The organism is Streptomyces sp. NPDC016851 (genome assembly GCF_055562795.1).
Map to the genome: position 1 here is coordinate 1 of NZ_JBVHEP010000042.1, position 24,749 is coordinate 24,749.

The following is a 24,749-nucleotide window of genomic DNA, read 5'->3' on the forward strand; positions in this document are numbered from 1 at the left end:
CCGCGTGACGCCATGGCGTCGGCCGGCAAGACCCTGGTCGAGCTGTTCGGTCTGGCCCGCGAGCTCAACATCGACGCCGAGGGCATCGACATGGGCCCGTCCCCGACGGACGCCGCCCTCGCCGCCGACCTGGTCCTGCCGATCGAGGACCTCGACCTCACCGTCCGCTCCTACAACTGCCTCAAGCGCGAGGGCGTCCACTCCGTGGGTGAACTCGTCGCCCGCTCCGAGGCCGACCTGCTGGACATCCGCAACTTCGGCGCGAAGTCCATCGACGAGGTCAAGGAGAAGCTCGCCGGTATGGGCCTGCACCTCAAGGACAGCCCGCCCGGATTCGACCCGACCGCCGCCGACGTCCTCGGCGCGCACAACGACGGGGACCCGGGGTTCGTGGAGACCGAGCAGTACTGACCGCTGCGCCGCGCCGGCCGGGGAGAAGACTGTGGCTGGCGCGCCGGGGCGCGCGCCACCGCAAGCGCTCCGGTCCCGTGCAGGCGCGGGCGCAGTCCTCGGAGGCCGAGCAGGGCGGGTCCGGGACGGCGCTCGCGCTCGGCGCCGCCTCGTCTCCTCGCCCTCTCTCACGCCTGACCGCTGTGCCTTCACGGCTGGGTCAGCGCAGCAGTCGGAGGGCGAGGCGGGGAGCACGGCCGACCAAGGCGGCTGCGGTCACACCGACCGCCGCGCCGACGGCGACGTCGGACGGGTAGTGCGCTCCCGTGTGCACGCGTTCGGCGGCCACCGCGACGGCGGGCACCGCACACACCGCGCCCGCCCAGGGCCACACCGACGCCACCGCGACGCTGAAGGCCACCCCCGCGGCGGTGTGCCCGGAGGGGAAGGACGGCGAGTCGGGGCGGTCGTCGACCTCCTCGTGCGAGATCCATTCCTTCGGCGGCCGACGCCGATTCCACACACGCTTGAGGACACAGTTCGAGGCCAGTTCCGCCACGGCCATGCTCGAAAGGCCGGCGATCGCGGCCCTGCGTCCCCGCCACCCGGTGGCGGACAGAGCCACGGCCGCGCCCCACCACAGCTTGGTGTGCTCGGCGGTCTCCTCCACGGCCGGCAGGACCCGCCGGGCACAGTCCGACCGCCACGACGCCACCCACCGTGTCAGCCGGTGATCACCCTCATGAAGATCCGTCAGCACTCCCATGACCTGCGACTTCCCGGTCTGAACGGCACCTAACTCCCTGCGGGGCGGAGCGGGTCGCCTTCGCCGGTGGGTGTGAACGACCGGCCGGGCCGGACGTGTCCGGGTCCCGAGCCTGGGCACCCAGTGGCCATGGACGGATGGAGTTCACCCCTGATCGATCGTTCTCTGCCGGCTCTCGTGCAGGGTTACTCCTGGTTGCCCGGCCTGCTGAGCGAGCGCCCTGACGGCGTGGCGCGCACCCGTGTGATGGGCAAGCCCGCGCTCGCCGTGCGGGGACCGGACGCGGTGCGGTTCTTCTACGACGAGCACAACGTGCGCCGCGGCGGCGCCCTCCCGGGTCCCGTGCTGAGCACCCTGTTCGGCCACGACGCGGTCCACACGCTCGACGGCGGCGCCCACCGTGCCCGCAAGGAGTTCTTCCTGCCGTTGCTGCAGGCCGACCGGATCGCCGGTCTCGTCGAACACGTCCTCCCCGCGTGGGACGACGCTGTGCGGGAGTGGAGCGGGGCCGATCAGGTCGTGCTGTTCGACGCGGCGAGTGTGGTGCTGACCCGTGGCGTGTGCCGCTGGGCGGGCGTCCCGCTCGACGAGGGCACCGGGGACGCGGAGGGTCTCGCCCGCGACCTGGTCGCCATGGTGGACGGCTTCGCCACCGCCGGGCCCCGGCACTGGCGGGCCCGGCGCGCCCGCAACCGGCTGGAGGAGCGCTTCACCCGGCTGGTCGAGGAGGTCCGCTCGGGCGCCGCCGCCCCCGACGGATCGGTGCTCGCGGCTGTGTGCCGGCACCGCGAGGCCACCGGCGAGCTGCTGCACCCGCGCACGGCGGCCGTCGAACTGCTGAACGTCATCCGGCCCACCGTCGCCGTCTGCTGGTTCGTCGCCTATACGGCGCACGCGCTGCATCTGCATCTGCGGCCGGACCAGCGCGAACGCCTGCGCGGCGGAGACACCGCCTACACGGCCGCGTTCGTGCACGAGGTACGGCGCTTCTACCCGTTCGCGCCCTTCCTCGGCGGCCTCGCCACGCGGGACCTGTCCTGGCGGGACGTCTCGGTCCCGGCCGGCGCGATGGTGCTGCTCGACGTCTTCGGGCAGAACCACGACGAGGAGCTGTGGGGCGACCCGTACGCCTTCCGCCCCGAGCGGTTCCTCGAGCGTGCGGTCGAGCGGGATGAAGTCGAGCGGGATGAACTCGTCCCGCAGGGCGGTGCCGAACCGGGCACCGGCCACCGCTGCCCCGGCGAGGGCCTCACCATCGGGCTGCTCGAAGCCCTCGCGCTCCGCCTGGCCGGCCTCGAGTACACCGTCCCCGACCAGGACCTGCGCATCTCGCTGCGGCGCATCCCGGCGCGGGTGCACAGCGGCTTCGCCGTACGCGACGTACGGGTGCCGAGCGGCTCGCCCTCGGCCGAGGCGGCCTCCGGCACCGGTGTCTCCGCGCGACGGCCCCTGGCCGACGTGACCGAGAAGGGGTCGTAGGCCCTCTCACTCTCCTCTCACTCTCCTCCGGACGGGTCTCCGTCGCGGAGCATGCGCAGCACCGCCCGTTCGACGGGTCCGTGCGTGGCGGGGATGCCGTACGGGCCCTCGTCGCCGAGATGAGACAGCGCGGGGGCGACCGTCACGCCCTCCTCGTACAACTCGATCACCCGTGGGTTGATGTAGGAGGCGCGGCAGACCGCGGGCGTGTTGCCGAGGTACCCGGCGACCTCGCGCGCCGCCCGGGCGATGGCCCGGCGCCGGGCGGTCTCGCTGCGAGCCACGGGTTGTGAGACGGCCAGTGCCACGGCCGCCATGACGGTGGCGTGCCAGGTACGGAAGTCCTTGGCGGTGATCTCCAGGCCGGCGAGTTCCCTGAGGTACGCGTTGACGTCATCGCCGGTCACGTCGTGCCAGGCGCGTCCCTCCCAGTAGGCCAGGAGCCGGTCACCGCCGCCCCGGCGCCGCAGCAACGCGGTGAGGCTGCGGCAGGCGGGAGGGTCCGCGATGGTCTGGATGATCTCCTTGCCGTGCTTGCCGGTGTAGGTGAACAGGACCGCACCGGCGTGGCAGCGGGAGTGCTCGCGCAGCAGCGTGGTGAGGCCGTAGCTGTTGTTCTGTTCGGTGTAGCGGTCGCTGCCGATGCGGAAGAAGCCGAGGTCGAGCAGGCGCACGGCCGTGGCCAGGACCCGCTGCCGGGTCAGGCCGCGGTCGCTCAGGTGCCCTTCGACGGCCTCGCGCACCGCGGGCAGGGTCTCGGCGACGTCGAGCACGTGGTCGTGCTTGGCCTGCTCCTGTTCGGCGCGGAACTGCGGGTGGTACAGGTACTGGCGGCGGCCGGCGGCGTCGGTGCCGACGGCCTGCAGATGCCCGTTGGCCCGGGTGCAGATCCACACGTCCCGCCAGGCGGGCGGTATGACCAGTTCCCGGATCCGGGCCAGCGCCTCGGGATCGCGCAGCGGTTCCCCGCGGGGGTCCACGTAGCGGAAGCCGCGTCCGTGGCGCAGGCGGCGGTACCCGGGGTCGGTGGGGCGGCTGTGGAAAAGACGCATCCCGACCTCCAGCCATTCAAGCTCTGTCGTGTCGGTACCCGCCCACCTCCCCCGCACACCGGGCTCGCCGCCTCCGCGCCGACGGCCAGGGGGTTCGTCCCCGCTGTCCGGCGTCCAGGGCCCGCTCGAAGCGCGTCACTTGGGCGGTGACGGCGTCGCGCCGCTCCGACGGCGTTCCGCAGGCGCCGGTCAGGCCGAGGAAGTGCGGCCCCGGGCCCTGTCCGTCCGAGCCGCTTCTGTCAGTCCTGCTTTCCGCGTCCGGTGAGCATGTCGCGCAGGCGGTCGACCATGCCGGCACCGGGCGCGAGGAGTTTGTTCGCGGGCGGGGTGTCCGGAGCGGACGGGTGCGGACGGGTCGGGGCGTGCTCCTTGGCCAACCGGACCTTCCCGCCGAGTTCCTCCAGGGCATCGGCGGAGCAGACGTCGGCCAGCATCGGGAAGAGCCGGTTCTCCTCGTCGCTGACGTGTGCCGTGACGGAGTTCTTCAGCCGCAGGATCAGCGTGTCGAAACGCCCGTCCCCGGGTTGGCAGTCCTCGAGCTCCTTGAGCATGCGCTCGACTTCGGCGTGGTCGGCGATCTCCTTGTCGGCGAGGTCGTCTCCCCCGTCGACGTACCGGCGCACCGCCGGGTACAGGTGCTCCTCCTCGGCCACCGAGTGCCGGATCAGCTCCATGGTGAGCCGGTCCGCCAGTTCGCGCCGCTGCTCGTCGGCCCCGGGCAGTGCTTCGATCCGCGCGAAGAGGTCGTCCACCTCCCGGTGATCCGCCGTCAGTTCCTGGATGACGTTTCCGCCGTGTCCCATGGGTTCTCCAGTCCTTTGTCGTTCTGAGCCGGGTGTCCACCGGCTCGCCGCCCAGCACGGATACCTGCCACGCCCCCGCGCCCGGGACCTCACGCTGTTTCAGCAGTTCACTCCGGTGGCCGAAAGGATCGGGCCGCGGCTCCTCGCATCGCGGCGCGTGACCGGCGTGCAGGGCCGTGTGACAGACAAGGCTTATGGCGGCTTTCGACGGGAACACGGAGTCGTGCCCGAAAAGGGCAACGAACGGAAGGAGTTGTCGTGTCGTTCCTGTGGGCGATCATCGCTGGGCTCATCATCGGCCTGCTGGCCAAGCTCGTTGTTCCCGGACGTCAGCCCATCCCCCTGTGGCTGACGGTCCTCATGGGTATCGTCGGCGCCGTCGCCGGCAACGCGCTCGCCACCGCGTTCGGGGTGCGCGACACCGGCGGTATCGACTGGATCCGCCACGTCTTCCAAGTCGGCATCGCGGCGGTCCTCATCGCATTCGTCACCCCGCTGTGGGCCCGGCGACGCGCCTGACGGCTCAGTTCATGGAGCGGACTACCGCGGGCGCCCGGGGTCTCTGGTGACGGGCGCCCGCGACCGCACGGGCCGGGCGGACGCGGACGGGGACGGGCACGACCGGACGGGGGTTGGGTGCGGCTTGGTCCCGGCCGGCTGATCGTTTTACGTGCGGGTCCCCCGGGTGACCTGTCGCGGAGCGGACCGCACCGGCTCAGAGGTCGCTCGGTAGGCCCAGGCCCGTCAGGGCGCCGACCGGGTCCAGGTCGGGGGTGCCCCGGGGCCACCAGTCCTCCTGGCCCGGCTCGGACTCGTAGGCGTACCACAGGCCGTCGCGGCCCAGGCGGAGCTGGACGTGGCCGTGCGGGTGGGTGAGGTGGTTGCGCCAGGGGCGGAAGGCGGGCAGGTCGGCGGCGAGGAGCAGCGGGCGGGCCCGGTCGAACCGGCCGGCCGGCGGATCCCACGGCTCCTCCAGCACGGCGAGGCCCTCCGGTCCGCCCTGGCGCCAGGCGGCGACCGCGCGGGCCAGCTCGGACGGGGTGCGGCCCGCCGCGGCGGCGAGGGAGGAGTAGAGCGCCCGGGTGCCCGCGGTGAGCCCCGAGCCGGGGCGGGCCGCGGCCAGGCGGACCGCGTCCTCCCAGAGCGTCAGTTGCCCGACCGGGTCACGGCCCGTGGTGAGCAGCGCGTGGGCCCGCGCGGCGGCGTCCGTGGCCAACTGGTCCAGTGCGAACGGGTCCGGGCCGCCCGGGGCCGCCGGGTAGGCCGGGGGCTGCTCGGGGTGCGGGGGCGGGGGCAGCGGCACCGGCAGGGGCGGGAGGGCGCGCGGCGCGACGACGTCACCGGCTCGCACTCCGGGGAGCGGCGCCGGGCCCTTGTCCTGGGCGGCGCGAGCGGCACGGGTGGCACTCAGCCGGGACAGCGCGTCCAGCAGCTCGCGTTCGCCCCGGCCGCGCAGCAGGAGCAGGACGAAGGGGTCGGCGTCGAGCAGCCGTGCGGTCTGGTAGCAGAGGGCGGCGGCATGCTTGCAGGGGTGGCCCCGGTCGGGGCAGCTGCACCGCGGTTCCAGATCGCCCGGGCCCGGCAGCAGGGGCACGCCGCAGTCCGCGAGGGACTGGGGCATCTCCTTGTCGAGGAGCGCCGCGATGTGACCGGGCCGGTCGGCGGCGGCGTCCAGGAACCGCTCCCAGTCGGAGTCGTCGAGCGTGCGCAGCCGCACCTGCACGCGGTACGGGCGCGGACGGCTGCCCCGCACGTACGCCAGCGCCAGGCCCGGCGTCACGGTGATGGCGTCGACATGGCCCTGCCCGGCGTAACCCCGCCCGCGCTCCAGCCGCTTGGCATCCAGCGCGCCCTGTTCCAGCGCGGCGACCCACGCGTTCCCCCACCAGCTCTCGGCGAAGCCCTTGCCGTCCGGGTCGCGGGGCGGGAAGGCGGGGAAGGTCCGGCGGAGTTCGTTGTCGCGGCCGGGAGCGGCCATGGAGTGGGGGGCCAGGGGGCTGTGGAGGTTGCCAGGGGTCCGGGAGGCCGGGGGCGGGGTGGCGGAGCGGGTGGGGACATGGGGCGGCGCGGTGCTCGCGGCGGCGTCGGGGATGCCGGGGCCGGGTGAGGGCGAGTCCTCGGGGCCGGTCTCGTCCGGGGCCTCGGGCGTCCCGCCGGGGTCCGTCGCGGGCATCCGGAAGGCGTCGGACAGCACCTGCCGTACGTCACGCGCTTCCCCGCCGACGGCGTCTCCGCGCGCCCGCCGGAGTGCCGCCGCCCGCTCGTCCACACGGCTCTGCCGGGTCCCGCGCCTGCGCCGGGCCCCTTCGCTCTCCGTCTCCTCCCGTGCCCGCCGCGCGTCCTCCCGAGCGGCGCGCAGCGCCTCGCGTGCGATGTCCGCCGCGCGGCGGGACGGCTGGTCGGTGCCGTCCGAGGGAGCGGTCACCGTGCTCTCGGGTGGGGCGGCGGGCTGGTCCTCCTCGCCGGCGGGAGTGCCGGCCGAGTCCGTCGGGGTGGAGGCCTCCCCGGTCTGGCCCCGGTGGTCGGAGCCGTCCGGCTCCGTGGGTCCCGGCGTGTCTCGCGGGGTGTCACCCGGCTGATCGGCGAGTACCTCGGCATCTGCGTCCCGCAGCGCGCCCATGTCCCTCGCCGGGCCTGCGCCGCCCCGGTGTTCGGACACCGCCCTTCGCAGTGCCTCGCGGGCGACGTCCGCCGGTTGGGGGGCCTCCTGCCCTGCGGGTGCCGGGGCCGGAGCGGGCGCGGGACGGGAAGCCGGTGCCGGGTGCGGATCGGACGCCGCCCGCTCCCTTGCCTCCCGGAGGGCCCGGCGGGCCTCGTCGGCCGGGCTGGGCGTCATGGTGTCCTCCGCAGGGAGACCAGGTCGGACAGCTCACGGTCCGTCAGTTCCGTGAGGGCCGACTCGCCGGAGCCGAGGATCGCGTCGGCGAGGGCGCGCTTGGCCTGGAGCATCTCGGCGATGCGGTCCTCGATCGTGCCCTCGGTGATCAGGCGGTGGACCTGGACGGGCTGGGTCTGGCCGATGCGGTAGGCGCGGTCGGTGGCCTGTTCCTCGACGGCCGGGTTCCACCAGCGGTCGAAGTGCACGACGTGACCCGCGCGGGTGAGGTTGAGGCCGGTGCCCGCCGCCTTGAGGGACAGCACCAGGACCGGGGTCGAGCCGGCCTGGAAGCGGTCCACCATGCGCTCCCGCTCCGGGACCGGCGTGCCGCCGTGGAGGAGGTCGACCGGGACCGCCCGGGTGGCCAGGTGGGAGGTGATCAGGCGGGCCATTCCCACGTACTGGGTAAAGACCAGCGCGGATCCGTCCTCGGCGAGCAGGGTGTCCAACAGCTCGTCCAGGAGCGCGAGTTTGCCGGAGCGGGCGGCGAGCCGGTCGCCGCCGGTCCGGGGCTCCTCCTTCAGGTAGAGCGCCGGGTGGTTGCAGATCTGCTTCAGCGACGTCAGGAGCTTCAGGACCAGGCCCCGGCGCGCCATGCCCTCGGCGGTCTCGATGGCGAGCATCGACTCGCGGACCACCGCCTCGTACAGCGCGCCCTGTTCGCGGGTGAGCGGCACCGGGTGGTCGGTCTCCGTCTTGGGCGGCAGTTCGGGGACGATGCCCGGGTCGGACTTCTTCCGGCGCAGCAGGAACGGCCGGACCAGGCGGGCCAGGCGCTCCACCGCCTCCTCGTCCTCGCCGTTCTCCACGGCCCGGGCGTGCCGGGCGCGAAAGGACTTCAGCGGGCCGAGGAGGCCCGGGGTGGTCCAGTCGAGCAGCGCCCACAGCTCCGAGAGGTTGTTCTCGACGGGTGTGCCGGTCAGGGCCACGCGCGCGGGCGACGGGATCGTGCGCAGCGCCTTCGCCGTGGCCGAGTAGGGGTTCTTGACGTGCTGCGCCTCGTCGGCGACGACCATGCCCCACGCCTGCCCGGCCAGGGCGGGGGCGGCGGAGCGCATCGTGCCGTAGGTGGTGAGGACGAAGCCGCCGTCCAGGTCGTCGAGGCTGCGGTCCGGGCCGTGGAAGCGGCGGACGGGGACGCCGGGGGCGAAGCGGGTGATCTCCCGCTGCCAGTTGCCCAGTAGCGAGGCCGGGCAGACCACCAGCGTCGGCTCGCGGCGGGCCCGCTTCAGGTGCAGGGCGATGAGAGTGACGGTCTTGCCGAGGCCCATGTCGTCGGCGAGGCAGCCGCCGAGGCCGAGGGAGGTCATCAGGTCGAGCCAGGCCAGGCCCCGCAGTTGGTAGTCGCGGAGGGTGGCGTGCAGGCCGGGCGGCGGTGCGGCGGGGCGTACTCCCGCGGTGAGGCGGTCGCGCAGGGTGGCCAGCGCGCCGGCGGGTACGGCCTCGACCGTCTCGCCGTCCACGTCGGCGGTGCCGGTGAGGGCGACGGACAGCGCGTCGACCGGGTCGAGCAGCCCCAGGTCCCGCTTGCGGGCCTTGCGGACGAGGGCCGGGTCGACCAGCACCCACTGGTCGCGCAGCCGGACGACCGGGCGGTGGGCCTCGGCCAGGGCGTCCATCTCGCTCTCGGTGAGCGGGTCGCCGCCGAGCGCCAACTGCCAGCGGAACTGGAGGAGATCCTCGCTCTCGAAGAAGCCGGTCCCGTCGGTCGCCGAGCCGGGGGCCGGCCGGACCACCGCGGCGGCCGAGAGGTCCTGGGCCAGGTCGCGTGGCCAGTGCACGGCGACGCCGGCCGCGGCGAGCCGGGTGGCCGCGACACCGAGCAGGTCGCTCAGCTCCGCCTCGGTCAGTGCCAGCACGTCGGGCACGTCCTGGTCGCCGAGCCGGTCGAGCGGGGGCCAGACCCGGGCCGCGCGGCGGACGGCGAGGGCCGCGTCCACCCGGGCGCGCGGGCCGAAGGCGTCGTCCGCCTCGCCCGCCCACAGCGCCGCCGCGTCGGCGACGAGGGTGGGGTCGGCGAGGCTGTGCACCTGGACGACCGCGGCGCCGGCACTGCGAGCGCCGCCGTCGAGGGCGTCGTCGAACAGGTCGTACGCCGAGAGGTCCAGCCGGAGCGAGATCCGCACGCCGGCGTCCATGCCGGCGGCGACCTCGGCGGCCCAGTCGTGGGCCTTCGGCAGGTGCTGGGCGTCGCGGGCCGCGAAGGGTCTGCCGGTGGCGTGGGGCGCGGCCGGGGTGCGCGGCAGGGTGTCGGCGACCGCGTCGAGGAAGGTGCGGACCAGCGCTTCCGGTTCGGGCAGGCGGATCGGGCCCGGGCCGGGCAGCGGGACGGCGTGTCCCTCGTAGGGCAGGGCGGCGGCGACCGCGCGCAGGTGCGCGATGTCGTCCGGGTCCAGCGGGCCGGCGCGCCAGGCGTCGTGGCCCGTGGGGGTCAGGCCGGGCAGCAGCCGGCCGCGCGCGGTGAGCCGCAGGGCGTGCAGGGCGGCGGCGCCCCAGCAGGCGGTGGCGGGGTGGGCCGCGGGGTCGTGCCGGGCGCGCACCAGGAGCGGCAGGGCCTCGTCCAGCGGGAGGGACAGCGCCGGGGTGGTCCGCCGGCGGACCGCGGCGCCGTGCCGTCGTACGACCGTGAGCTCGGTGTCCTCGGTGGGCAGGGGCTCACCTTCCGGGTCCCAGAAGGCGATGCGCCCGTGGCGCGGGAGGGTGGCGGGCAGGAAGACGGCCGGGAGCCGGACCGGGACCGTCGCGTCCCCCGCCCGCTCGGCCACCGCAGCCGTGTCACCCATACGTCCTGTCACCTCCCGCCCGCGTGTCGGATCAGTTGTCTCCGACTCTACGGGCGGGGTCTGACAATCGGCCCCGGCGGCCGCGCCGCCCGGGCCGGGCGGTGGGTCAGGGCACGGTCCGGGAGACGACGTACACCCAGGGATACGCGGGGTTGGACAGGTCGACGACCACGTCGTGCGTGGGCGCGGGCTTCTTCTGGCGGTGGACGAAGCCGTACCACGAGTCGCCCGCGCTCTCGGGGAACTTCCAGCCGGTGACCTTGCGGTCGCGGGCGCCGATGGTGATGTGGTCCTTCTGCAGGTCCTTCCGGGTCACGCCCAGGCCCGTCAGATACGCGTCCAGGCCGGCCGCGTTGGTCTCGAACTGGGCGTACAGGCGGCTGGTCTTCCAGTTGTTGGTCTCGTAGTACGCCACGTGCCAGGCCGGGTGCGGGACGGGCACCTGGTAGATCCGGCGCTGGAGCTTGGACGGCCAGCCCGCGGTCAGGCCGGTCGCCGAGTACTTGGCCTCCTTGTCCTTGCCGCTGTCGCGGCTCTGGTTCGCGGAGATCACCAGGTAGCCGGCCGGAACGCCGATGAGCAGCACGATGATCAGCAGGGTGAGCGCCCTGCGGCGGATCATGTGGCGGTGGTCCTCGGCCGGGCGTTCCTCACCGTCCGGCCAGGAGCCCTGGTGCGGCAGGGAGGCGGTCACGGCGTCTCCTGGGTACTGCGGAGGGACTGCGCGTACCGCTCGTAGCGCTCGTAGCGCTCCACGCGGCGGCGCTTGGCGCGCCGGAAGCGGCGGGCGACCAGCCGGGCCAGGTCGGCGGCGCCGACCATGCCGGCCTCGGGGCCGAGCTGGGCCCGGGCGATACGGGCCTCGGGGCGGTAGCCGCGGCCGGTCAGGTGCCTGCGGAACGCGTCCCGCGCGGGGCCGATCAGCAGGTCGTCGGCGGCCGAGACACCGCCGCCGATGACGAAGCAGGAGGGGTCGAGGGCGGCCGCGAGGTTGGCGATGCCGACGCCGAGCCACTGGCCGATGTCCTGGAGCAGCTCGATGCACATGGCGTCGCCCTCACGGGCCAGCTCGGTGATCATCGGGCCGGTGATGTCGCCGATGTTGCCCTTGACGTGCTCGATGATCCCGTACGCCACCGGCGAGTCGGCCGCGGCCAGCTCGCGCGCCTCGCGGACCAGGGCGTTCCCGGAGCTGTACTGCTCCCAGCAGCCGCGGTTGCCGCACGGGCAGCGGTGGCCGCCGGGCACGACCTGCATATGGCCGAACTCGCCGGCCACCCCGTACTTGCCGCGCTTGACCTGCCCGTCCTCCAGGATCGCGCCGCCGATGCCGGTGCCCAGCGTGATCATCACGAGGTGGTCCTCGCCGCGGCCGGCGCCGAAGCGCCACTCGGCCCAGGCGGCGGTGTTGGCGTCGTTGTCCACGAGGACCGGTACGGAGAGCCGGCCCGAGAGGCGGTCGCGGAGCGGTTCGTTGCGCCAGGACAGGTGGGGGGCGAACAGCACGCGGTTGCGGTCGGCGTCGACCCAGCCGGCCGCGCCGATGCCGACGGCGTGCACGTCGTGCCGGTCCGAGAGGTCCAGGACCAGCTCGGCGATGGTGTCCTCGACGACCTTGGGGCTCTTGGACTTGTCCGGCGTCTCCGTGCGGACCTTCTCCAGGATGTTGCCGTCGGCGTCCACGACGCCCGCCATCACCTTCGTACCGCCGATGTCGATGCCGACCGTCGGCACGCGGGGTGCCGTCAGGTGTGAGCGGCGCTCCCGGGTGCCGACGGTGCGGAGCACGGTGGCACGGCGGGAGCCGATGGGGGCGGTGAAGTCGCGGTAGGTGCTCATCGCCGCCGATTCTGCCTCACGGGGAGGCAGGGTGCGGAGCGGGGGAACAACCGACCGTTGCCGTGTGCGGGTGCGTGGGGGCTGATCGCGCAGTTCCCCGCGCCCCCGGAAACCGCGCTCCCCTCAAGTCCTCACAAGGAGCTGGAACTCGAACGAATAGCGCGTCGGGCGATACGTGTGTGTGCCGTATTCCACTGCGCGGCCCGTGTCGTCGAACGTGACGCGTTGCATGGTGAGCAGCGGAGCCCCCGTCTCCTCCGCCAGCCGTTCCGCCTCCACCGTCGTCGCGGCCCTCGCGCCGATCGACTGGCGAGCGCTGTGCAGGGTGATGCCCGCCGCGCGCATCAGTCGGTACAGGCCAGTGGTCTCCAGTTGGGCGGTGTCGAGGTCGATGAGGCCGGGGGGCAGGAAGTTGCAGAGGTAGGCCATGGGCTCGCCGTGGGCGAGGCGGAGGCGTTCCACGCGGTGGACGTCGCTGTCCTCGGCGACGTTCAGTGCGGCGGCGACCTCGGCGGAGGCGGGGACGAGCGTGTTGACGAGGACCTTGGTGGCCGGGCGCTGGCCCGCCGCCTCCAGGTCGTCGTAGAGGCTGCTGAGCTCCAGCGGGCGCTTGACCTGGCTGTGCACGACCTGGGTGCCCACGCCGCGGCGGCGCACCAGGAGACCCTTGTCGACGAGCGACTGGATGGCCTGGCGGACGGTCGGCCGGGACAGGCCGAGCCGGGCGGCGAGTTCGATCTCGTTGCCCAGCAGGCTGCCTGGCGTCAGCGTGCCGTGCTCGATCGCGGCCTCCAGCTGCTGGGACAGCTGGAAGTACAACGGCACGGGAGAGCTGCGGTCCACGCTCAGCTCGAGCTGCACGGTCGGGTCCACTTCTGGTTTCGGCACGGGCCGAGCGTAGCTCCGCGCGTTGTTGACGGGAAGTTGTGTAGTCAGATTGTCCGGACATTCAGATTGACAGGGGCGGGCTGTGCACGCACTTTGTTTCCATGCGCATCGGCGTCATCGGAACGGGCCGCATCGGCACGATCCACGCGAACACGCTCAGCCGGCACCGCGACGTGGGTTCCCTGATCCTCACGGACGCGGACCCCTCGCGGGCCCAGGACCTGGCGCATCGGCTGGGTGAGACGGCGGCGCCGGGCGTGGAGGAGATCTTCCGCTGGGGGGTCGACGCCGTGGTGATCACGACGGCGACGTCGGCCCACGCCGAACTGATCGGTCGGGCAGCACGCTCGGGTCTGCCGGTGTTCTGCGAGAAGCCCATCGCGCTGGATCTGCCGGGGACCCTGAGCGCGATCGCGGAGGTCGAGACGGCCGGGACGGTGCTCCAGATGGGCTTCCAGCGCCGCTTCGACACGGGGTACGCCGGTGCGCGCGAGGCCGTGCGCTCCGGCCGGCTGGGACGGCTGCACACCGTGCGGGCGCTGACCAGCGACCAGGCGCCGCCGCCCGCCGCGTGGCTGCCGGTGTCCGGCGGGCTGTACCGGGACACGCTGATCCACGACTTCGACGTGCTGCGCTGGGTGACGGGCCGGGAGGTGGCGGACGTGTACGCGGCCGGGTCGGACGCCGGGCCCGCGATGTTCCGCGAGGCGGGCGATGTCGACACCGGTGCCGCGCTCCTCACCCTCGACGACGGCACGCTCGCCACGGTCACCGGGTCCCGGCTGAACGGGGCGGGCTACGACGTGCGCATGGAGCTGGCCGGGGAGCAGGACCAGATCGTGGTCGGCCTGGACGACCGTACGCCGATCGCGTCCACCGAGCCGACCGGGCCGCCCGCCGCGGACAAGCCCTGGACCGGCTTCCTGGAGCGCTTCGGCCCCGCCTACGAGGCGGAGCTGAACGCGTTCGTCGAGGTCGTGCGGGGCGAGCGGGCCAACCCCTGCGACGGGCGCGAGGCCCTGCAGGCGCTGCGCGTCGCCGAGGCATGCGAGCTGTCCCGCCGGGAGCGCAGGCCGGTACACCTCGCGGAGATCCCCGGAGGGACTGCGTCGGCCTTCGCGTGACGACGGACCGGCGGGCGGCGTGACGGCGGGCCAGCGGGGCCGGTCAATGGCCCTCCTGTTCCTCCTCCAGGAGTCCTGCGTCGTACGCCAGCAGCGCGATCTGTACGCGGTTGTTGAGGTCGAGCTTGGCCAGGATGCGGGAGACGTGCGTCTTGACCGTGGCGACGCTCATGAAGAGGCCGGTGGCGATCTCCGCGTTGGACAGGCCCCGGCCGACCGCGACGGCGACCTCGCGCTCGCGGTCGTTGAGGGCGGCCATGCGTTCCCGTGCCCGCGTGCGGCGGGTGTCGGCGGCGGTGCCGACCGCGTGCTGCATCAGCTGGCGGGTGACCGTGGGCGACAGGACCGGGTCGCCGGCCGCGACGCGGCGCACCGCCGCGAGGATCTCGGTCGGCGGGGTGTCCTTGAGGACGAATCCGGCGGCGCCCGCGCGCAGCGCCCGCAGGACCTGTTCGTCGGCGTGGAACGTGGTGAGGACCACCACCTGCGGGGCGTCCTTGCGGGCGCGCAGCCGCTCCGTGGCCGTGAGGCCGTCCACCGTCGGCATCCGGATGTCCATGAGCACGACGTCCGGGTGGGTGCGGTCCACGAGCGCCTCCACCTCGCCGCCGTCGGCCGCCTCGCCGACGATCTCGATGTCGTCGGCTCCGCCCAGCATGAAGGACAGCCCGGCCCGCACCAGCGGATCGTCGTCGACGAGGAGCAGTCTGATCGCAGTCATGGGCCTCACGTAATCACGGTCGGGGCGGACGCGGGGGCGCGGACGTGCGGTGGTCCGCGCCAACGCCTTGGAGGGAACGGTGGGTTGACGGGTCGCGGGCTCAGGCGCGCAGCGCCACCCCGTACCGGGTGCGCAGGCGGCTGATCTCCCACCAGACCACCGCCGTCACCGAGGCGGGACCGCCGATGACGGCGAGGGCCTGGATCACCGGCGGCCCGGGCGGCAGGCCGCCCGCGAGCAGGCTGATGGCGGCGAACTCCCACACCAGCGTGCCGGTCAGCAGGGCGGGGAGCGCGGCGTGCACGGCCGCGGTGTTGAAGCCGGTGCGGATGGCCGGGCCGGTGGCGAAGCCCACGAAGAACAGGAGCCAGGCCAGGGGCAGGGCGGCCGCGAGGATCAGCCACGGGGCGGTGCCGGGCGAGGCGGAGGAGGGCGTCCGGTCCTGGCCGAGCAGGACGATCGCCCCGCCGAGCAGGGGCACGGCCGTCACGGCACCGACGTACCAGCCGGCCGACCGCAGGGCCGCCCGTACCCGTACCCGCATGGCCGATCTGGTCTCCGCCGACGCCCACCGGAACAGCACCGCGATCACGACCGGGGCGCTCAGGAGCAGCAGGGGCGGGGTGACCACCAGCCTCATCATGTACTGCTCCTGGGCTTCGGCGACGTCCTCCGGTTTGCCGTACACGGCGAGCAGCAGCAGGGACATGGCGGCGGCGGTCCAGGCCCGCACCTTCTGCAGGCGCGTCACATGCCGGTCGTCGACGGCCCCGTGCGTGCGCGGGAACAGCCGGTGGGCCCGGACACGGGCCGAGCGCGCGAACGAGTAGCACAGCATGAGCGGCAGGACCGCGAACCAGGTGCACGGAGCGAGCAGCACCAGCCACATACAGCCGGAGATCCGCGGCTGCCCTTGCCGCAACAGCGCGCGCACGGACGGCCATTCACCACCCCACCCCGGGCCCCGGGTGCCCGGCTGCGGCTGGGGGACGTACGGGTGCGGGTACGGCTGCGGGGGGTACGGCTGGGGGTGCGGGTAGCCGTACGGTGCCGGGCCCGGCTGAGGCGGCAGGTAATGCGGTGGTACATAGGGGCCGTTGGCGGGAGGCGGCGGGTACGGGCCGCCGTTCGGCGGTCCGGGTGGCTGGTACGGATTGGTGGGTCCCCCGAAACTCACGTGCAGGTTCCTTCCGTTACGCGCGGCGCTGAAGGCCGCACAAACATCAGCCATCACCCCGGCCAAGTCAACTCCGTTCAGAGCAGGGGGTCATGGGGAAGGATCCGCGAGGCCGCGCCTCAGCCCCACGGCAGCCACGCCCGTACCTCGAACCCGCCCTCCGGCGTGTGGCCGTGCTCCAGGCGGCCGCCCGCCAGGGTCGCCCGTTCCGTCAGGCCGATGAGGCCCTGGCCCGAGCCGGGGACCGGTGGTACCTCGCCCTCGGGGGGCGGGTTGTGCACGGAGACGGTGAGCCCGGTGCCCGGTCCGCCGGTGACGGTCACCGTGACCTCCGTGCCGGGCGCGTGCTTGCGGGCGTTGGTCAGGCCCTCCTGGGCGATCCGGTACGCGGTGCGGCCGACGGACGACGGAACGGCGGCGGCGTCGTCGACCCGCTGGTCGAGGGCCACCTTCATGCCGGCCTCACGCGACTCGGCGACCAGCGTGTCCAGCGCCGCCAGCGTCGGCTGCGGCCGCCCCGTGTCGTCCGGCTCCCCCGCCCGCAGGACGCCGATGATCTCGCGCAGGTCCTGGAGGGCCTCGTGCGCGCTCTCCCGGATCACTCCCGCCGCCCGCGCCGTCTCCGCCGGGGGCGCGTCGGGCCGGAACTCCAGGGCGCCCGCGTGCACGCTCAGCAGGGTCAGCCGGTGCGCGAGCACGTCGTGCATCTCCCGCGCGATGTCCTCACGGGCGAGCCGCTGCGCCTGCTCGGCCCGCAGCCGGGCCTCCGTCTCGGCCCGCCGGGCGCGGTCCCTGAGGCTCACCATGAGCTGCCGCTTGGCCCGTACGAACATGCCCCAGCCGACGATCGCCACCGTGAGCAGTACGGCGATGACCACACTCACCGGGTAGGGGACGTCCGCGTCGGGCCGCACCCAGTAGTAGAGCGGGGTGACGGCCGCGTTGATGCCGCCCACCCAGGCCGCGTACCGGAAGGGACGGTGCACGGCGAGCGTGAACAGGGCGATGAGCCCCGCCCCGCCCGCCGTGTCCGAGACGAAGGTGACGACCGTCATCGCCACGGCCAGCCCCAGTGGCCAGCGGCGGCGCAGCCAGACGGCCGCACAGGCCAGCGCCCCGATCAACTGGTCGACGACGGCCAGCCCTTCCGGGACATGGGGGTTGTCGTTGAGCGCCTCTATGGCGGCCGCGCCCACCAGTACGGCCAGCACGAAGCAGGAGAAGTCGACGACCCAGTCGCGGGCGGTACGGCGGGGCCGTCGCCCGGCCCGCGCGGCGTCGGGGTCGAGTTCGTGCAGCAGGGCGGAGGGGATGAACCATCTGCGCCCGGTGAACAGCACAGGTGTCTCGCCCGTCAGCACCGGGGAGGCCTGCCCCGCGTCGTCACCACTCACGGTCGACAAATCTACGCAGGCCCGGGCCCGTTCACCTCGCCCCGGACGGAATCGTCGACCAAAGTCACCGCATCGCAGACTTTCGGCGCGGCCGGCCGGACCGGAAGAGGGACTTCCGTCCGACCGACGCCCGCCCCACGGCCGATGTGCGTGGGGGTCCGCGGGGCGAGGCTGTTTCCATGAAGCAAGTGCTGGAGATTCTCGGCTTCCTCGCCCTCGTGCAGGGCGTGGCGGGCCTGGTGCACGAGTTCACCGACTGGAAGTGGGGCCTCGTACAACGACTGGGGTTCCTCGACGGCTACGAGGTCTACGCGAGCGTCACCCTGCTCGTGCTGGGTGTCGCCCTGTTCGCGGCGGCCGGGAGCCGGAAGTCCGCCTGAGCACCCGGGCGGACCTCCGGCCGGCGTGCACGGACGCGGCCGGGCAACGTGGTGACGCTGGGTCGCAAGTTAACTCCGCGCAAACTCATCGGACTTGAGGGCAAATTCTCCAGAGTTGTCATTGACATGCCACTGTCTACGCGCGTCATCATGAGGGCATGAGATTCCCCCCACGAATCACCCGCATCGGCGCCGCAGCCGCCGTCCTGTCCGCCCTCCTCGTCGGCGGCACCGTCACCGCGACCCCGGCCGCCGCCGCGGTCGGCAGCATCTGCTACAGCGACCTGCCCTCCCAGGCGTACGACACCCTCGAGCTGATCGAGCAGGGTGGCCCCTACCCCTACTCGCAGGACGGGACCGTCTTCCAGAACCGGGAAGGCATCCTGCCCGGTCAGTCCTCTGGCTACTATCACGAGTACACCGTGATCACGCCGGGCTCCTCCACGCGCGGCGCGCGCCGCATCGTCACCGGCGAGGAGCACCAGGAGGACTACTACACGGCGGACCACTACGCCTCCTTCGACCTGATCAACTACGGCTGCTGAGCCGGAGTCGAACAAGCCGGCTTCCCCGCCGAGGCGTCGAGGAACAGCGAGACGAAGCCTGAGGCCCGATCCGCGTTCAGTCAGGCACGAGTCCCCAGCGTCAGTCTGTGAAGTACTTCTTCATATCGATACGCTCGCCCCGCAGACCACCCACATCGGCCGCGGGGCGAGCCACACCCGACGGAAACTCCCGCTCTTCGCAGCCCGGCATCCGTCGCGACGGCACAGCACGCGACCAGCGGTGGCGCGCTGGACCGCGCGCTACATGGAGTGTGCTGCTGTCAGGTCGGGAAAACGCAGGTTTCGCCGATCCGTCCATGTGGGCCCGATGCCGATGCACCGCGCAGTCTTGGTGTCCGACGCCTCAGCACGGGCTCGGCTGGGAAGCGACACCTGACTTGATGTCGGAGATGCAGCGAACGGGTTCGGACGAACCCGGCCAAAAAGTCGTGGGCGGCGCCCGTGGATTTCCTCGTGATGCGGGCCGTCGACCGCCACGACACTCGCCTGCTCCGTGCCTCACCCTTCCGCAACCGAATGCGCCTGCCTCGGCCGGCCGGCATCAGGAGCTGAGTGCGGCGCGCAGGGTGGTTGCCATCATGTCGATGGCGGCCTTCCCCGCCGGTACCGGACCGGTGTGGGTGAAGTAGTGATCGACTCCCTCGAAGCAACGGTGGATGACCGGAACGCCGGCGGCCTCCAGAGCCTTGGCGTAGGCGTCGCCCTCATCGCGCAGGCGGTCGTTCTCCGCGGTGATGACGAGGGCGGGAGGGAGTCCCGCGAGATCATCGGCCAGTGCGGGGGAGACAAGGGGATCGGCGCGGTGGGCGGGGTCGGGGACGTAGGCGGCCGTGAAGATGCGCATGAGCTGCGGGCTGAGCAGCGGCTTGGCGATGAGGGACTGCTTGGTGGCCGGGTCGGCGACCTGATCCAGCGGTGCGGAGTCGATGATCTGCAGCCGGGGCGAGAAGGTTCCGCGGCCCCGGGCCATGCGGCAGACCGCGGCCGTCAGGTTGGCCCCGGCACTGTGTCCGCCCACGGCAAGGCGCGAGCCGTCCCAGCCGCCCGCGGGACCGTTCTCGGCGACCCACGCGGTGACGTCGTACGCCTGGGTGACGGCCACCGGAAACCGCCGCTGCGGAGCGACGGCATAGTCCACGTTGATCACGACACAGCCGGCCGTGGCGGCTATGTAACGGCAGATGTGGTCGTCCTGGTCCGGGCGGCCGACCACGAAACCGCCGCCGTGGAAGTTGACGTACACGGGGGCAGGAGTTCCGGTGTCGGCCGGCGGGCGGTAGACCGTGCACGGCACCGGGCCGGAGCCGGTCTCCACCAGGAGAGCTTCCGTGCGCTTCGGGATGTCCGCGAAGCGCAGGTCCTTGTGGACCCGCGACATCATCCGACCGAGCAGCAGCTGGATCCCTCTGGCCTGGATTCTGGGACTCAATGGCATGCCCCGACCCCTTCACTACAACTTTAAAATAACAGGTTTCCTGATAATGAATCCTCGCTCTTCTTCGCGCAATAGGCAGGCGCGACACCGTCCACTGCGGCCTGAGACACGCCACCCCTCAAACCCCGCCTGGCCGACCGGTACGCCGCAAAGCGCTTCGCCGTCACCCTCCTCGCCGAGGGCACCGTGCGCGGCATCGGCGGCATGCGCATCACCGGCGACGACTGCTCCACCCCTGTCCCCGGGCTTTACGCGGCCGGGGGCGGCGACCCATGAGCTGATCTGCGGCGGATTCACCGGCGGCGGCAGCCACAACGCCGCATAGGCCCCGGCACCTGGGCCGGCCAGGGCACGGCCCGCCACGCCCGCTCCCCCGGCGTACGCGCAGCCATGAGGCGCCTGGTGGCTGCGGGCGGAGCAGAGCTGCGGCCCACCGGGGCAGCGGGTCCGGCCGAGGGCTTCCGCGAAGTCGTCACCGCGGTCCAGGCCCAGGTGCTGCCGTACAAGAGGAACTACCTGCGCCACGGCGACGGGCTCACCGCCTCGCTGGAGGTCCTCGACGGTGTCTGGAAGCAGTCACGCGACGCCAGACAATTGCCGTTTACTGGGCAGCCACTTCGACCCCCTGACCCGTATGAGGAGCGACAAGAGGCAGTCAGAGGCTGTACTCGGGGGACAGCCGACGAGGACGCCGGGGCGGCACGGCTACGCGTTCTCCGGCAGCGCGTACTCGCCGTACTCGGGGCGGCCCGCCACCTCGTACGTCGCGATCGAGACGCCCGTGCTGGTGACGCTCCCACCGGCGTGCCGGAAGGCGGTCGGTACGGCGCCCTCCGGGAACAGGCGGAACCCGGTGCCGAGTACGACGGGGAAGGTCAGCAGGTGGAGCGAGTCGACGAGGCCGTGCGTCAGCAGGGACCGGACGAGGGCGCCGCTGCCGTGCACCTGGATCTCGCCGTCGGTGCGCTCCTTCAGCGCCGTCACCTCCTTGGCGAGGTCGCCGGTGAGCACGGTGGTGCCCGCCCACCCGGGGTCCTTGAGCGTCGAGGACGGGACGTACTTCGGCAGTGCGTTGAGTTGTGAGGCGACCGGATCGGCGGGGTCGGTCACCTTCGGCCAGAACGTGCTGAAGATGTCGTACGTCCGGCGCCCGAGCAGGAAGGCACGCGGGCGGGTGAAGACCTCGCTGATGAACCGGCCGAAGTCCTCCTCGGCGTACGGGAAGCTCCAGCCGCCGTGGGTGAAGCCGCCGCGGGTGTCCTCGTGCGGGCCGCCGGGGGCCTGGTAGACGCCGTCGAGGGTGACGAAGAGGGTGGAGACGAGCTTGCCCATGGCGGGTGCCCTTCTTCTGGAACGGTCGGGTCTGTTGTCATCGGTTCAGACCCCGCGGGCCCCCGCAACTCACCGCTCGTCCGTACGGCCCTTTCCGTGCGGGACCAGAGGGAGCCACCTCGACGTCCGTTCACCGCCAGCGTCGGGTCCGTCCCGGCGCTGGGATGGACCCATGACTTCTCAAGGAACTCTCAGCACTTCTCAAGGGGATCTCGGCGGCAAGGTGGCTCTCGTGACCGGGGCGAGCCGTGGCATCGGCGCGGCGACGGCCCTGCGGCTGGCCCGGGAGGGCGCGGACGTGGCGGTCGGCTATGTGAACGGCAAGGAGGCGGCCGAGGAGGTCGTACGGGCCGTGGAGACCCTGGGGCGCCGGGCGGTGGCGGTACGCGCGGACGCGGCGGACGCCGCCGAGGCGGCCGGTGCCGTGACCGCGGCGGCCGAGGCGCTGGGCCGTCTCGACGTCCTGGTGAACAACGCCGGCGTCGGGGTGCTCGGGCCGCTGGAGACCCTGTCGCTGGCGGACGTGGACCGGGTCCTCGCCGTCAACGTGCGCGGGGTCTTCCTGACCTCCCAGGCCGCCGCCGCGCGCATGCCCGAGGGCGGGCGGATCATCACGATCGGCAGTTGCATGGCCCAGCGCGTGCCCGGGCCCGGTGGAACGCTCTACGCGACGAGCAAGGCGGCCCTGGCCGGTCTGACCAAGGCCCTGGCCAGGGAGTTGGGCGGGCGCGGGATCACGGCGAACCTCGTCCATCCCGGGCCGATCGACACCGACATGAACCCGGCGGACGGCCCGTACGCGGCCGGCCAGGCGGCGATGACGGCGCTGGGGCGGTTCGGGACGGCGGACGAGGTGGCGTCGATGGTGGCGTACCTGGCGGGGGCGACCTACGTCACCGGCGCGGAGTTCGCCGTGGACGGCGGACACGCGGCGTAAGCGAGGGGGCGCACCGACGCGGTCGGGCCGGTGCGCCCCCTGGGGCGGGGCCACGGGTGCGGTCGGGCCGGTCCCCCAGGGGCGAGCCCACCGGTGCCGTCGGTCATGCGTGCCCCGGTGCAGAGCCCACCGATGCCGCCGTTCCGACGCGCCCCCAGTGCAAAGCCACCGGCGCTATCGGGCCGGTGCCCCCTGGGGCGGGCCCACCGGTGCCGTCAGGCCGGTCCCCCCCAGGGGCAGGCCCCGGTGCCGCCGGTCCGCGTGCCCCGGTGCCGGGCCAGCTCAGCCGCCCAGCTCCTGGTGTCGTGCCGCGAGGCGCCTCGTGCCGTCGTTCGTCAGGGTGCCGAACAGCCGCAGTCGGGAGATGCCGCCGTCCGGGAAGATGTCCACGCGTGCGTGCGTGCCGACGGCCGGGGCCGGGAGGACGAAGCGGTGGTTGGTGTCGGGCTGGAGGCGCGTGCGGGGCAGGATCTCCCGCCACTCGCCGTCCTCACCGTCGCGCACGGACACCGCGGCCCAGCCGGCGCTGTTGCCCTTGAGGTACGCGGTGTCGATCTCCAGGGCGCGGATCTCGGACTGGGCGGTCAGCCGGTAGCGGATCCAGTCGTGGCCCTGGTCGCGGCGCCGCCGGGTCTCCCAGCCGTCGTCCATCTTGCGGGAGCGGCCCGGCTGGATGGTGTTGGTGGCGGGCGAGTAGAAGCGGTCGGAGGCGTCCTCGACCTGGCCGCCGTTCTCCAGGGCGACGACGTCGAAGGTGCCCAGCACCTCGAGCCACGCGGGGTCCGGGACGACCTCGCCGTGGACGCGCAGGCGTGCGATGCCGCCGTCGGGGTGCTGGTTGACCCGCAGGTGGGTGAAGCGCTGCTCGACGGCGACGGGGAAACCGTTCGCCGCGTGGCCGCCGACCGGGGTGCGCGGGACCAGGGTCGTCCACTTCACGTCGTCCCCGAGGAGTTCCTCGGGCGACGGGGAGCCCGGTACGCACGTGCCCTCGACGGACACGGCCTGCGGATAGTTGCCGCGGAAGTGCGCGGTGTCGACGACGATCCCCCGGACCACGCCCGGGGCGCCGAGGCGGACCAGCGCCCAGTCGTGGTCCTCGGCGGTCGGCCAGGGGTGCTCCCCCGACGCGCCCCGGCGGCGGCGCGTCTCCCAGCCGTCCATGACCTTGCCCTTGTGCCCGAAGTGCTCGGGGTCGAACTCGGCGCGCTCGGGCACCAGCAGGTTCTCGCGCTGGGCGAAGAACTCGTCGTTGGCGGCGATGACACCGGCACCGAGACGCCGGTCGGCGAGGTTGGCGTACTGGGTGAAGGGGAAGTCGGCGGTGCGGTAGTCCGCGTACGGGTCGCCGCCTCCGTAGGGGTTCGCGTCGCCGGTGAAGCTGGGAATCGCCGTCACGGTGATCAGGTCTGCCTTTCGAGTCCGGGATGGGGATCAGTTGGTTCGGGTGAGGAGTCGCCCCTTCGGTTCGGTGAACTCGCCGTCCGCGACGATGCGCTGTCCGCGCAGCCAGGTGGACTTCACGACGCCGTACAGGGTCTTGCCGGCGTAGGCCGTGACGCGGTTGCGGTGCTGCAGGGAGGCCGGGTCGACGGTGAAGGTCTCGTCGGGGGCGAGGACGGCGAAGTCGGCGTCGCGGCCCGCCGCGATGGCACCCTTGCGGTCGTCGAGCCCGACGAGTTCGGACGTCCGCGTGGACATCCAGCGGACGACGTCCTCCAGTCCGTGCCCGCGCCTGCGGGCCTCCGTCCACACCGCCGGCAGGCTCAGCTGGAGTCCGGAGATGCCGCCCCAGGCGGTCGCGAAGTCGTCGGTCTTCAGGTCGGCCGTGGACGGGGAGTGGTCGGTGACGACGCAGTCGATGGTGCCGTCGGCCAGCGCCTGCCACAGCAGGTCCTGGTTGGCGGCCTCGCGGATCGGCGGGCAGCACTTGAACTCGCTGGCCCCGTCGGGGACTTCCTCGGCGGTGAGGGTCAGGTAGTGGGGGCAGGTCTCCACGGTGACGCGGACGCCCTCCGCCCGCGCCTCCGCGATCATCGGCAGGGCGTCGCTGGAGGACAGGTGGAGCACGTGCACGCGCGCGTGGAGGGCCTTCGCCTCGCGGATGAGCTGGGCGATGGCGGTGTCCTCGGCGTCGCGCGGGCGGGAGGCGAGGAAGTCGGCGTACCTGGGGCCGGGCTGCTGCGGGGCGGAGGCGAGGAGGTGGGGGTCTTCGGCGTGCACGATGAGCAGGCCGTCGAAGGCGGCGATCTCGGCCATGGTGCGGGCGAGCGGATCCCGTTCGAGGTGCGGGAACTCGTCGACTCCGGACGGCGACAGGAACGCCTTGAAGCCGAAGACGCCGGCCTCGTGCAGCGGGCGCAGGTCCTTGACGTTGTCCGGCAGGGCGCCGCCCCAGAAGCCGACGTCGATGTGCGCCTTGTCGGCGGCGACCTGCTGCTTGGTCCGCAGGTGCGCGACGGTCGTGGTGGGCGGGAGGGAGTTGAGGGGCATGTCGACGAGGGTCGTGATGCCGCCGGCCGCGGCGGCGCGGGTGGCGGTCCAGAAGCCCTCCCACTCGGTGCGGCCGGGATCGTTGACGTGCACGTGGGTGTCGACCAGGCCGGGCAGCAGGACGTGGTCGCCCAGGTCCTCCAGGCGGGCGGTCTCCGGTACGGGCGCGTCGTACGGGAGGACGGCCGTGATCGTGCCGGCGGCGACCGCGACCGAGGCGGCGCGGGTCCCCTCGGGAGTGATGACACGCGTCGAGCGAAGCACCAGTTCAGCGTCGGACACCCGAACCCCTAACTTCCACTTGCGTCCACT

At 73.1% G+C, this 24,749-nt stretch carries 22 protein-coding genes and 1 pseudogene; 8 read left to right on the top strand and 15 right to left on the bottom strand.

Features of this window, described 5'->3' with window-relative positions:
- Positions 1 to 411 (top strand): DNA-directed RNA polymerase subunit alpha C-terminal domain-containing protein (locus ACZ3I3_RS39685; protein WP_467372658.1); only part of this gene is annotated, 411 nt, incomplete at its 5' end.
- A 29-nt stretch (positions 412 to 440) separates the two neighbouring features.
- Positions 441 to 596, top strand: a pseudogene (locus ACZ3I3_RS39690) (ZIP family zinc transporter); the annotation flags it as partial.
- A 14-nt stretch (positions 597 to 610) separates the two neighbouring features.
- Here the strand turns inward: ACZ3I3_RS39690 and ACZ3I3_RS39695 are convergent.
- Positions 611 to 1,156, bottom strand: coding sequence for a phosphatase PAP2 family protein (locus ACZ3I3_RS39695; RefSeq protein WP_467372660.1), 546 nt, complete (start codon positions 1,154 to 1,156; stop codon positions 611 to 613).
- A gap of 129 nt (positions 1,157 to 1,285) precedes the next feature.
- Between ACZ3I3_RS39695 and ACZ3I3_RS39700 the strand changes: the two genes are divergently transcribed.
- Positions 1,286 to 2,635 (top strand): cytochrome P450, encoded by a 1,350-nt coding sequence (locus ACZ3I3_RS39700; RefSeq protein WP_467372662.1) that lies wholly within the window; start codon positions 1,286 to 1,288, stop codon positions 2,633 to 2,635.
- Positions 2,636 to 2,652: 17 nt separating this feature from the next.
- Here the strand turns inward: ACZ3I3_RS39700 and ACZ3I3_RS39705 are convergent, their stop codons facing one another.
- Together ACZ3I3_RS39705 and ACZ3I3_RS39710 are read right to left on the bottom strand one after the other, a co-directional pair.
- Entirely contained in the window at positions 2,653 to 3,687 is a 1,035-nt protein-coding gene (locus ACZ3I3_RS39705; protein ID WP_467372663.1) for a DNA topoisomerase IB, read from the bottom strand.
- A gap of 239 nt (positions 3,688 to 3,926) precedes the next feature.
- The gene (locus ACZ3I3_RS39710) at positions 3,927 to 4,490 is read right to left on the bottom strand and encodes a hemerythrin domain-containing protein (protein WP_467372665.1); all 564 of its coding nucleotides are present in this window, start codon (positions 4,488 to 4,490) and stop codon (positions 3,927 to 3,929) included.
- A 258-nt stretch (positions 4,491 to 4,748) separates the two neighbouring features.
- Between ACZ3I3_RS39710 and ACZ3I3_RS39715 the strand changes: the two genes are divergently transcribed.
- On the top strand, positions 4,749 to 5,009 hold the full coding sequence (locus ACZ3I3_RS39715; protein WP_356925472.1) for a GlsB/YeaQ/YmgE family stress response membrane protein: 261 nt from the start codon (positions 4,749 to 4,751) through the stop codon (positions 5,007 to 5,009).
- Positions 5,010 to 5,205: 196 nt separating this feature from the next.
- Here ACZ3I3_RS39715 and ACZ3I3_RS39720 read toward each other — a convergent pair whose 3' ends face one another.
- The 5 genes from ACZ3I3_RS39720 to ACZ3I3_RS39740 all read right to left on the bottom strand — a co-directional run bounded on the left by ACZ3I3_RS39720 (position 5,206) and on the right by ACZ3I3_RS39740 (position 12,851).
- Positions 5,206 to 7,326 carry an SWIM zinc finger family protein gene (locus ACZ3I3_RS39720; protein ID WP_467372667.1) on the bottom strand — a complete coding sequence of 707 codons (2,121 nt, stop codon included), beginning with the start codon at positions 7,324 to 7,326 and terminating at the stop codon, positions 5,206 to 5,208.
- On the bottom strand, positions 7,323 to 10,151 hold the full coding sequence (locus ACZ3I3_RS39725) for an SNF2-related protein (RefSeq protein WP_467372668.1): 2,829 nt from the start codon (positions 10,149 to 10,151) through the stop codon (positions 7,323 to 7,325). Before ACZ3I3_RS39725 ends, ACZ3I3_RS39720 begins: the two co-directional genes overlap by 4 nt.
- 106 nt (positions 10,152 to 10,257) lie before the next feature.
- Positions 10,258 to 10,845, bottom strand: a complete 588-nt coding sequence (locus ACZ3I3_RS39730; protein WP_467372670.1) for a sugar kinase — start codon at positions 10,843 to 10,845, stop codon at positions 10,258 to 10,260.
- Complete coding sequence (locus ACZ3I3_RS39735; RefSeq protein WP_086562791.1) at positions 10,842 to 11,990, bottom strand: ROK family glucokinase; 1,149 nt, start codon at positions 11,988 to 11,990, stop codon at positions 10,842 to 10,844. Before ACZ3I3_RS39735 ends, ACZ3I3_RS39730 begins: the two co-directional genes overlap by 4 nt.
- A 123-nt stretch (positions 11,991 to 12,113) precedes the next feature.
- A complete protein-coding gene (locus tag ACZ3I3_RS39740; RefSeq protein ID WP_399406595.1) occupies positions 12,114 to 12,851 on the bottom strand; it encodes a GntR family transcriptional regulator in 738 nt (245 codons plus the stop codon).
- Positions 12,852 to 12,979: 128 nt separating this feature from the next.
- Between ACZ3I3_RS39740 and ACZ3I3_RS39745 the strand changes: the two genes are divergently transcribed.
- Positions 12,980 to 14,002 (top strand): Gfo/Idh/MocA family protein, encoded by a 1,023-nt coding sequence (locus ACZ3I3_RS39745; protein WP_467372672.1) that lies wholly within the window; start codon positions 12,980 to 12,982, stop codon positions 14,000 to 14,002.
- 43 nt (positions 14,003 to 14,045) lie between these two features.
- Here the strand turns inward: ACZ3I3_RS39745 and ACZ3I3_RS39750 are convergent, their stop codons facing one another.
- The 3 genes from ACZ3I3_RS39750 to ACZ3I3_RS39760 form a co-directional block, all read right to left on the bottom strand.
- Positions 14,046 to 14,723 (bottom strand): response regulator, encoded by a 678-nt coding sequence (locus ACZ3I3_RS39750; RefSeq protein WP_467372673.1) that lies wholly within the window; start codon positions 14,721 to 14,723, stop codon positions 14,046 to 14,048.
- Between the two features lie 100 nt (positions 14,724 to 14,823).
- Complete coding sequence (locus tag ACZ3I3_RS39755; RefSeq protein WP_467372674.1) at positions 14,824 to 15,657, bottom strand: hypothetical protein; 834 nt, start codon at positions 15,655 to 15,657, stop codon at positions 14,824 to 14,826.
- 362 nt (positions 15,658 to 16,019) lie between these two features.
- The gene (locus tag ACZ3I3_RS39760; protein WP_467372675.1) at positions 16,020 to 17,294 is read right to left on the bottom strand and encodes a histidine kinase; all 1,275 of its coding nucleotides are present in this window, start codon (positions 17,292 to 17,294) and stop codon (positions 16,020 to 16,022) included.
- Positions 17,295 to 17,473: 179 nt separating this feature from the next.
- Between ACZ3I3_RS39760 and ACZ3I3_RS39765 the strand changes: the two genes are divergently transcribed.
- Both ACZ3I3_RS39765 and ACZ3I3_RS39770 read left to right on the top strand, forming a co-directional pair.
- Complete coding sequence (locus tag ACZ3I3_RS39765; protein ID WP_467372676.1) at positions 17,474 to 17,674, top strand: hypothetical protein; 201 nt, start codon at positions 17,474 to 17,476, stop codon at positions 17,672 to 17,674.
- Between the two features lie 158 nt (positions 17,675 to 17,832).
- A complete protein-coding gene (locus tag ACZ3I3_RS39770) occupies positions 17,833 to 18,219 on the top strand; it encodes a guanyl-specific ribonuclease (RefSeq protein ID WP_467372678.1) in 387 nt (128 codons plus the stop codon).
- 562 nt (positions 18,220 to 18,781) lie between these two features.
- Here the strand turns inward: ACZ3I3_RS39770 and ACZ3I3_RS39775 are convergent.
- Both ACZ3I3_RS39775 and ACZ3I3_RS39780 read right to left on the bottom strand, forming a co-directional pair.
- Positions 18,782 to 19,675, bottom strand: a complete 894-nt coding sequence (locus tag ACZ3I3_RS39775) for an alpha/beta hydrolase (protein WP_467372680.1) — start codon at positions 19,673 to 19,675, stop codon at positions 18,782 to 18,784.
- Between the two features lie 705 nt (positions 19,676 to 20,380).
- Complete coding sequence (locus ACZ3I3_RS39780) at positions 20,381 to 21,007, bottom strand: dihydrofolate reductase family protein (RefSeq protein WP_467372681.1); 627 nt, start codon at positions 21,005 to 21,007, stop codon at positions 20,381 to 20,383.
- 172 nt (positions 21,008 to 21,179) lie between these two features.
- Here ACZ3I3_RS39780 and ACZ3I3_RS39785 point away from each other — a divergent pair, with 172 nt between their 5' ends.
- Positions 21,180 to 21,944: an SDR family oxidoreductase gene (locus ACZ3I3_RS39785; protein WP_467372683.1), complete on the top strand. Its 765-nt coding sequence runs from the start codon at positions 21,180 to 21,182 to the stop codon at positions 21,942 to 21,944.
- 282 nt (positions 21,945 to 22,226) lie between these two features.
- On the opposite strand, the gene alc is transcribed toward ACZ3I3_RS39785, so the two are convergent.
- Positions 22,227 to 23,342, bottom strand: a complete 1,116-nt coding sequence (gene alc, locus ACZ3I3_RS39790; protein WP_467372685.1) for an allantoicase — start codon at positions 23,340 to 23,342, stop codon at positions 22,227 to 22,229.
- Between the two features lie 36 nt (positions 23,343 to 23,378).
- Positions 23,379 to 24,719, bottom strand: coding sequence for an allantoinase AllB (gene allB, locus ACZ3I3_RS39795; protein ID WP_467372686.1), 1,341 nt, complete (start codon positions 24,717 to 24,719; stop codon positions 23,379 to 23,381).
- Positions 24,720 to 24,749: the final 30 nt, after the last annotated feature.